6 protein-coding genes and 1 pseudogene are annotated in these 8,229 nt (G+C 68.6%); 3 read left to right on the top strand and 4 right to left on the bottom strand.

Going from position 1 to position 8,229, the window contains the following annotated elements:
* Window positions 1-372: 372 nt before the first annotated feature.
* Window positions 373-1,437 (bottom strand): IS110 family transposase, encoded by a 1,065-nt coding sequence (locus NFX44_RS33160; protein ID WP_262287545.1) that lies wholly within the window; start codon window positions 1,435-1,437, stop codon window positions 373-375.
* A gap of 297 nt (window positions 1,438-1,734) precedes the next feature.
* On the opposite strand from NFX44_RS33160, the pseudogene NFX44_RS33155 reads away from it, so the two are divergent.
* Both NFX44_RS33155 and NFX44_RS33150 read left to right on the top strand, forming a co-directional pair.
* Window positions 1,735-2,999: pseudogene (locus NFX44_RS33155) on the top strand (IS256 family transposase).
* A 118-nt stretch (window positions 3,000-3,117) separates the two neighbouring features.
* Window positions 3,118-4,581 carry an NF041680 family putative transposase gene (locus NFX44_RS33150; protein ID WP_262287544.1) on the top strand — a complete coding sequence of 488 codons (1,464 nt, stop codon included), beginning with the start codon at window positions 3,118-3,120 and terminating at the stop codon, window positions 4,579-4,581.
* A 181-nt stretch (window positions 4,582-4,762) separates the two neighbouring features.
* Here the strand turns inward: NFX44_RS33150 and NFX44_RS33145 are convergent, their stop codons facing one another.
* On the bottom strand, window positions 4,763-5,011 hold the full coding sequence (locus NFX44_RS33145; protein ID WP_262287543.1) for a hypothetical protein: 249 nt from the start codon (window positions 5,009-5,011) through the stop codon (window positions 4,763-4,765).
* Window positions 5,012-5,055: 44 nt separating this feature from the next.
* Window positions 5,056-5,292, bottom strand: a complete 237-nt coding sequence (locus tag NFX44_RS33140; protein ID WP_262287542.1) for a hypothetical protein — start codon at window positions 5,290-5,292, stop codon at window positions 5,056-5,058.
* Window positions 5,293-6,357: 1,065 nt separating this feature from the next.
* Between NFX44_RS33140 and NFX44_RS33135 the strand changes: the two genes are divergently transcribed.
* The gene (locus NFX44_RS33135) at window positions 6,358-7,503 is read left to right on the top strand and encodes an IS701 family transposase (RefSeq protein WP_262287546.1); all 1,146 of its coding nucleotides are present in this window, start codon (window positions 6,358-6,360) and stop codon (window positions 7,501-7,503) included.
* Window positions 7,504-7,734: 231 nt separating this feature from the next.
* On the opposite strand, the gene NFX44_RS33130 is transcribed toward NFX44_RS33135, so the two are convergent.
* On the bottom strand, window positions 7,735-8,229 hold a 495-nt coding region (locus NFX44_RS33130), incomplete at its 5' end, for a DUF6518 family protein (protein ID WP_262287541.1).

Genomic DNA, 8,229 nt, shown 5'->3' with positions numbered 1-8,229 from the left:
ATCCCGACGGGCCTCGACCGCCAACCGGGTCGCACGCTCACGCAACTCATCGTTGTACTTCTTCGGTGCGGGCATCGCCGGTGTTCCTCCCAGGTTTCGATGTCTCCATCAAACCCGGTGCGGAACAAAGTGCCCTGCAAAGACTGGAACTCATTCCAGCTAAGGGTTAGCGCCACCGCTAGCCTGCCGTTCACCGGCCTCCTGCGAACCAGATGCCGACTGCGCGTAATACCTCCCCCCAAAAGCCCATCTCCGCCGTGAGTCCGCACACATCGTGGAACGGGCCTGTCCCCCGGCGTCAACACATGACACCGTGTTGACGCCGCGGGACAGGTCTGTTCGGGAGTGTGGATCTAACGGCACCTCTCTGTGTCAAGGCGTTGGCAACAGAGAGGTCTCCGTGTCTTTGATCATGGTGCGGTAGACGACGTCGGACAAGCGCCGCTTCAGGCAGCGCATGGCCTCCTTGTGAGTTTTGCCTGCGGCCCGTTTGCGCTGGTAGTAGTCCCGGCCCGGGGTCGCTCGTTTGATCTGGGCCATGGCCATAACGTGCAGGGCGTAGTTCAGCTGCCGGTCGCCGGCGCGCGAGAGGCGGTGGCGTTGGACGTCACCGGATGACACTTCTATCGGTGCGACGCCGCAGTACGAGGCGAACGCGGACTCCGACCGGAACCTGTTGACGGCGCCGGAGCGGGCCAGGATCTTCGCGGCGGTGACGTCGCCGATGCCGTGCAGATCGGTCAAGGTGGTGCCAGACGCTGCGACCGCAGCGGACAGCGTTGCTGTCGCCTCGGCGATGCGCCTATCGAGGCGCCGCAGCTCGCCGAGCAGTTCCACGGCGACCTGGCGCATGGTGCGGGCCAGCACCGCCCGTGGGCGGATGCTGCGCAGCGCAGCGGCTGCGTTATCGGCGGTCAGTCCGCGGGACAGGCCGGCGGGAACGAGCTGTGCCAGCAGCGCATGCAGCCGGTTGACGATCTGGGTGCGGCTGCGGACGAGATCATCGCGGTGTTCGGTGAGGCATCGCAGGGCGGCGATCGCCTCATCCACCACGGCGGTGTTGAGCCGAGCAGCGGTGTGCGCGGCGATCCCGACCGATAGGGCGTCGGCCTGGTCAGTCTTGCGGCCGTGCCCGGTGGACAGCATCCGAACGCGGCGGGCGAGCTTCGCGGGCACATCAACGACGTCGACGCCGTCGGCTGCCAGACGAGAGGTCAACGTGGCATCGAGGCCGGTGGCACCTTCGACCGCCCAGACGGCATGCGACCAGCGGCCGGCGAAGCGACGTAACTGCCGATAGCCGTCACGGTTGACCTCGACGCGGATCGCGGCCAGAGGCTGGAGTCGGTTGTCGACCGCGACGGCGGTCCAGGAGGCCTTGTGGGGATCGATCGCGATGACGACCCGGGATGGTGTTGACGACGCGGCGGCGGGCACTGGTTCTCCTTGCAGGACCGGAAAAGGGGGGATCCGGCGAGGAGGGCAGACCAACTTCGGGCTTAACAGACCTCTCTCGAGCCACTCTCGCCGGCGGTTATGGCCGGGGCGCAGGCCGTTCGAGGGCCAGCCCGTGGGCGGCAGGTGTTTCCCGAGCGACCCCGACCACAACCTCGAAGATCATGGCTGCAGACCCTGATCTCCGCCACCAATCCAACAAGTTGGTGTTTCCGGCCTGACCCGCCGGGCGTGGTGCCCGGCGAGGGAGGTGCCGTGATGACCGCGACACTGAACGATGTGACCCCACGGAAGAAGAAGCCTGAGCCGTCGGCGGAAGAGCAGGCCGCCGTCGAGCTGGTCCGGCTGGCCAAGGAACAGGGTCTGTCGCTGACCGGCCCGGACGGGCTGCTGAAGCAGCTGACCAAGTCGGTGCTCGAGACCGCGTTGAACGAGGAGATGACCGAGCACCTGGGCTATGAGACACACGATTCGGCCGGCGCGGGGTCGGGCAACATCGGCAACGGCACCCGGTCCAAGACGGTGCTGACCGAGGCGACTGGTCATGTCGAGATCGACGTGCCGCGTGATCGGGCTGGGACGTTCGAGCCGCAGATCGTCCGTAAGCGGCAGCGCCGCCTGTCGGGGTCGACGAGGTCGTGTTGTCGCTGTATGCCAAAGGCCTGACGACCGGGGAGATCTCAGCCCACTTCGCCGAGATCTACGGCGCCTCGGTCAGTAGGGAGACGGTCTCCCGGATTACCGACAAGGTGATCGAGGAGATGACCGACTGGTCGCATCGGCCGTTGGACGCCATCTACGCGGCCGTGTTCATCGATGCCATCGTGGTCAAGGTGCGGGATGGGCAGGTGGCGAACCGGCCGTTCTACGCCGCGATCGGGGTCAGCCTCGAGGGCGAGAAGGACATCCTCGGGCTGTGGGCCGGCGCCGGCGGTGAGGGCGCGAAGTTCTGGATGAGCGTGCTGACCGACCTGCGCAACCGCGGTGTCAAGGACGTGTTCTTCCTCGTCTGCGACGGCCTCAAGGGCCTGCCGGATGTGGTCACGAACGTGTGGCCTCAGACCGTCGTGCAAACCTGCGTCATCCATCTGATCCGCAACACGTTCCGGCTGACCTCCCGCAAGTACTGGGACGAGTTGAAGCGTGACATCAAGCCGATCTACACCGCGGTCAACGCCACCGCCGCCCGGGCGGCGTTCGACGACCTGGCCGACAAGTGGGGCGGGCGGTATCCGGCGGTGATCCGCCTGTGGGATAACGCCTGGGCGGAGTTCATCCCGTTCCTGGACTACGACGTGGAGATCCGCAAGGTCATCTGCTCGACCAACGCGATCGAGTCGTTGAACGCCCGCTACCGGCGGGCGGTCAAGGCCCGCGGCCACTTTCCCAACGAGCAGGCGGCGCTAAAGTGCCTGTATCTCGTGACCCGGTCCCTGGACCCGACCGGAACCGGCAGGACCCGATGGACGATGCGCTGGAAGCCCGCGTTGAACGCCTTCGCCATCACCTTCAGCGACCGCTTCCCGGCCGCTGAGACCTACTAACCAAGATCGCCGGAAACACCGTTAGCGAGATAGTCCCACCCTGACCGACCACGGAAACAGCCCTTGGTCGATGATCTTCTTGTCTAGGGAAGAACATCGATAACCAAGGGCTGTTCTGGTGACCAGTGTGCATGACCGTTGTGCGGCTGATGCCGTCGGGGACCTGGACAGGTTCCGGCGAGTGTTCTACGCCTGCTTGACCGCGCGTGCGGACGCGTTGTTCGACCTGACGGACGCGGTGTTGTGCGCCGATGGGCCGGTGCGGTCGCTGGTGGAGTTGTCGCTGGTGGGTGAGCACCGTCGTGGTCACGGGGCGTTGTACGACGCCCTCGCGTGCGGGCGGTTGGACATCGACCGGCTGCGTACCGCCCTCGCGGGCGTGCCGTTGCCGCGGGCGGCCGACGGGCGTCTCGTCCTGGCGGTGGACATCACCTGCTGGCTGCGGCCGGACGCGCACACCTCGCCGCAGCGGATCCTGTGCCACACCTATGGCCGCGGTAAGGACCAGACGATCATGGTCCCAGGCTGGCCGTATTCCATGGTCGTAGCGCTGGAGCCGGGCCGCAGTTCATGGACCGCGCCGTTGGACGCGGTGCGGCTGGCGCCCGGTGCTGACGCCGCGACGGTCACCGCCGGGCAGCTACGGGACATCGTGGGGCGACTGGTCACGGCCGGGCAGTGGCAGGCCGGGGATCCGGACATCCTGGTCGTGGCCGACGCCGGCTACGACGCGCCCCGCCTGGCGTTCCTCCTGGCCGACCTGCCCGTACAGGTACTCGCGCGGATGCGCTCGGACCGGGTACTCCGCCGAGCCACGCCACCCCGGCAGCCCGGGACGATCGGCCGGCCGCCACGTCACGGCGGCGAGTTCGTCTTCGGTGATCCCGCCACCTGGGGCGAACCCGACGCGGCCACCGTCACCGACACCCGCCTCTACGGCACGGCGTGGGCCCGGGCCTGGAACCGGCTGCACCCCCGGCTGACCCACCGAAACGCCTGGACCAACTCAGCCAAGACACTGCCGGTCATCGAAGGAACGGTCATCCGCTTGGAGGTCGGCCACCTGCCCAGCGGCGCGACCCCGAAACCGGTGTGGCTGTGGTGGTCCGGCGTCGACCCCACCGCCGTTGACGTCGACCGGCTCTGGCAGACGTTCTTGCGCCGCTTCGACATCGAGCACACATTCCGCCTGTTCAAACAGACCCTCGGCTGGACCTGCCCGAAGATCCGCGGTCCGCAGGCCGCCGACCGATGGACCTGGCTGATCCTCGCCGCCTACACCCAGCTCCGCCTCGCCCGCGCCCTGGCCACCGACCTGCGCCGTCCCTGGGAGAAACCAGCACCACCGCAGCGCCTGTCACCCGCCCGCGTCCGGCGGGGATTTCGACACCTCCGCGCGAAGACCACCTGCCCCGCCGGCGCACCGAAACCCTCCCGACCAGGACCTGGACGGCCACCCGGCCGCCGCAACACCCAGCCCACCCCGCGTCACGACGTCCACATCGCGACCACCAAGAAGACCAACAAACCGGGCATCAAGAAAACGAAGACCGCGAATCCCCGTCCACGCCGAACAGGTTAAAGATCAAGTTAGGGCCACCGCCGGCGACGCGAACTGCAGCCATTCCGGGCTGACCAAGCCGTCGATGGGCCCGCGTACTGATGCCATGCTGACAGGATCGCGCCTAGCGGGCGCCGCGACGATCCCCCGGACGGCCGCCGGGCAGTAGCCGCCCCACCTCGTTGCTGGCCATCCACTCCCGTCACTCCCGCGGGCTGTAGAGCTTCCCGCAGCCCAGCTCCCCGGCACACTCCCGGTACCCGTCGGAGTGCGCCACGATCTGGCTGCGCGTGTCGCAGCGCTGGCACGGCACCCCCAGCAGCGGCTGCGGCCGCGGCTGGTAATCGCCCAGCGCGGCGCGCATCCGGCCGGCGAGTACCCGCACCTCCCCGGCGAAGTCGGCGATGGGATCGAACCGGACGATGGCCTCGGCAGCCGGTCGCGCACCCACACCACTATCGACGTCACGTCGTCTGCCGGCAGCGGGGAGCCAGGTCACAATGCGTCGCGCCGGTCGGCGCACCACAGCCGCAGCAAGGCCACCGGCACCTTGCCTAGCTGGTCGCCGGCGGCCACCAGCACCGGACGGCCGTCCTCGCCGACCAGCAGGGTGCGCCGCACCCGCCGCTCCCACTCGTCGCGCAGCTGTGGCGCCCCGTCGACGAAGACGGTGCGGCGCACCCGGGCCATGACCGGGCGCAGCACCACCGCCGGGACCACCGTGTACCGCATGGCGCCACAATGGCAGTTGGCTGACGCTCTCGGAGCTGTAGCAATAATGGTCATTACGTTCGAGCCGTGTTCCCGGTAACGATAGGAGCTTGCCGACCTCGCCGGTCTGCTGGCCGGGGTTGCCGCCGCTGCCTGCCAGTGCGCTCCGTCCCCAGGGAGGTCCTCAGGCGCGCAGTCCCTCTCCGGTTGCGCTGATCGCCTTCTCGAACCACGATGCGGTGTTCTCTTTTGAGCGAGTCCAGACCGCGACGCACTGCACCACGCGACCGTGGTGCAGGCAGCCGTAGCGGTGGGGGAATGGGGTGCCGTCAGGAAGGTCATGGTGGCGGTTACCGCTCGGCCGCGCACACCGGCCGCGGCCGGCAGGTCGGCGGCGGCGTGCCCGTCGGTCACCTGGCCCGCCTCTACGTCCCGGTCGCAGGTCTCCAGCAGATCGAAGAGTCGCCGTACGGCGTCGGCTGCCACCGTGTCGGTGGGGTAGACCACGGTCTCCTGGGTGACCTCAACGAATTCCTCGGGTGCGGTGCCGTCCGGGGTGCCGAAGACGTGCGCCACTGCGACCAGGCGTCGGTCCAGCAGCGGTAGCGGTCGGCCGCAGGCCACCCCGTCGGAGTCGAGCTTTTCGTCCTTGTAGGCAGGATTTTCGGCGAGTCCGACCAGGCGCTGGCTGGCGGCGTAGCGGTCTCGCAGTCCTCGCGCGGCGCCGCCATCCGTGGGTGAGGGTGCGACCAGGGCCGTGGCGGGCGGTGTCGGCGTCGATTCGCCTGTGGCGGGCGCCGGGTCGCAGGCGGAGGTCGGGGCGAGCATGGCGAGGAGAGCGACCGAAGCGGCGAGACGTCGGACCATGGCGGCGAGCATAGGTGGCGGTCAACTTCCGCCTCTCGCCGCCTCCAAATCAGGGCGACAACGGCGCCGGTCATGGTCGGGTGGCGTCAGGAACACGTGCCGGTCGGCGATGGCCAAGGCCGGCGGGTTGCTCGGCGTCCGGCGATAACTGGTCCGGCTACCTTGCCGCCCGCCAGCCCTAGTACTGCAACGGCAGTTATGGATGCCGTGTAGTGCATGATGTCTGCCGTGACGGTGGCCGAGGTCGATGCGTGGGCGGCGGAGTTGGATCGGTTGCACGCGCGGATCGCAGGCCGGTTCCGACGTGCGGAGCCGCGGGCTCGGGTGCGGCAGTACCTGTGTGGGCTGGCTGCCGGGTTGCAGCGCAAGAACGGCTGGACCCTTGCGGAGCGTGCGGGTGAGGTGTCGCCGGACGGGATGCAGCGGTTGTTGCGGTGGGCGGACTGGGACGTCGAGGCGGTCCGTGATGACGTGCGGGACTACCTGATTGAGCACCTCGGCGACCCGCAGGGCGTGTTGATCGTCGATGACACCGGGTTCCTCAAGAAGGGCGTGCGGTCGGCCGGGGTGGCCCGGCAGTACTCCGGCACCGCCGGCCGGGTGGAGAACTGCCAGGTCGGGGTGTTCCTGGCCTACCGGTCCGCCAAGGGCCACGGGCTGATCGACCGGCAGGTGTATCTGCCGGCGGCGTGGACCGATAACCGTGAACGCTGCCGAGCTGCGGGCATCCCGGACGACGTCGAGTTCGCGACGAAGCCGCAGATCGCCAAGACCATGCTGGCCCGGGCCCTGGATGCCGGGGTGCCGGTCGGGTGGGTCACCGCCGACGAGGCTTACGGGCAGGTCAAAGGCCTGCGGGTCTGGCTGGAAGAGCGTGACGTGGGCTATGTGCTGGCCACCCGCCGCAACGACGACATGATCACCACCACGATGGGCACCTGCCGGGCCGACGAGCTGATCGCCGCCCTACCCGGGCAGGCGTGGTGCCGCCTGTCCGCAGGCCCGGGCGCCCACGGCCCCCGCGACTACGACTGGGCCCGCATGCCGATACGCATCTGCTGGCGGCCTGGCCGTGGGCACTGGCTGCTCGCCAGACGCAGCATCACCACCGGCGAGATCGCCTACTACGTCTGCTACGGACCCCGCCGCACCCGCCTGATCGACCTGGCCCGCATCGCTGGCAGCCGCTGGGCCATCGAGGAGTGCTTCCAGCAGGCCAAACAAGAAGCCGGCCTGGACGACTACCAGGTCCGTGACTGGCGAGCCTGGCACGCCCACATCACCCTCGCCATGGCCACCCACGCCTGGCTCGCCGTCGCGAGAACCGTTGCTGCAAAAGGGGAACCAGCACCGGCGAGGGCATGATGATCGGCTACACCGTACCGGAGATCCGCCGACTCATGGTGTCCCTGATCCTCACCACCCCACCCTGCCCAGCCCGCATCTGGGCCTGGTCACACTGGCGCCGGCGACGCCAACACCAAGCCCGCACCAGCCACTACCGCCACCGCGGCTACCCGCCATAACTGCCGTTGCAGTACTAGGACCTCGTCGTAGTCGATTTCCGTGGCCGTACGGGCCGGAGCGCGCTGCAATTCAAGCACCCTGGACCAGCCCAAGGGCGTACCACAGCAGGGTGCCGGCCGTCGCGGCCGCGGCGGTGGCGGCGAGCAGCGTCGGCCAGGCCCGGCCGAGGCGGTGTGCCGCGATCAGCCACGCCAGGACAGCTAGCGGCAGCACCACTCGCACGATCTCGCCGAACGCGACGCCGTAGAAGAATGGATCATCAAGGGCGAGTAGGCGCCAAGGCGGCGCCTGCACGATGGCGTGCCAGCCCTCGGCTGATAGCAGCCCGCATGCGATACCGGCGGCGACGGCGGCGCGGCGGGTGGTGTTGGCGCGTACTGCGTGACCGAGCAGTCCGAGCAGCGGGCCGGCAAGCAACGACCCGGCCAGCCACACCGTGTTCCGCACCGGGTTTGATGGAGACATCGAAACCTGGGAGGAACACCGGCGATGCCCGCACCGAAGAAGTACAACGATGAGTTGCGTGAGCGTGCGACCCGGTTGGCGGTCGAGGCCCGTCGGGAT

Source organism: Micromonospora sp. MA102, assembly GCF_025460765.1.
In the GTDB taxonomy this organism is placed as follows: Bacteria; Actinomycetota; Actinomycetes; order Mycobacteriales; family Micromonosporaceae; genus Micromonospora; species Micromonospora halotolerans.
Note: the sequence above shows the minus strand (reverse complement) of the source record. Positions and strands in the feature narration are given on the sequence as shown.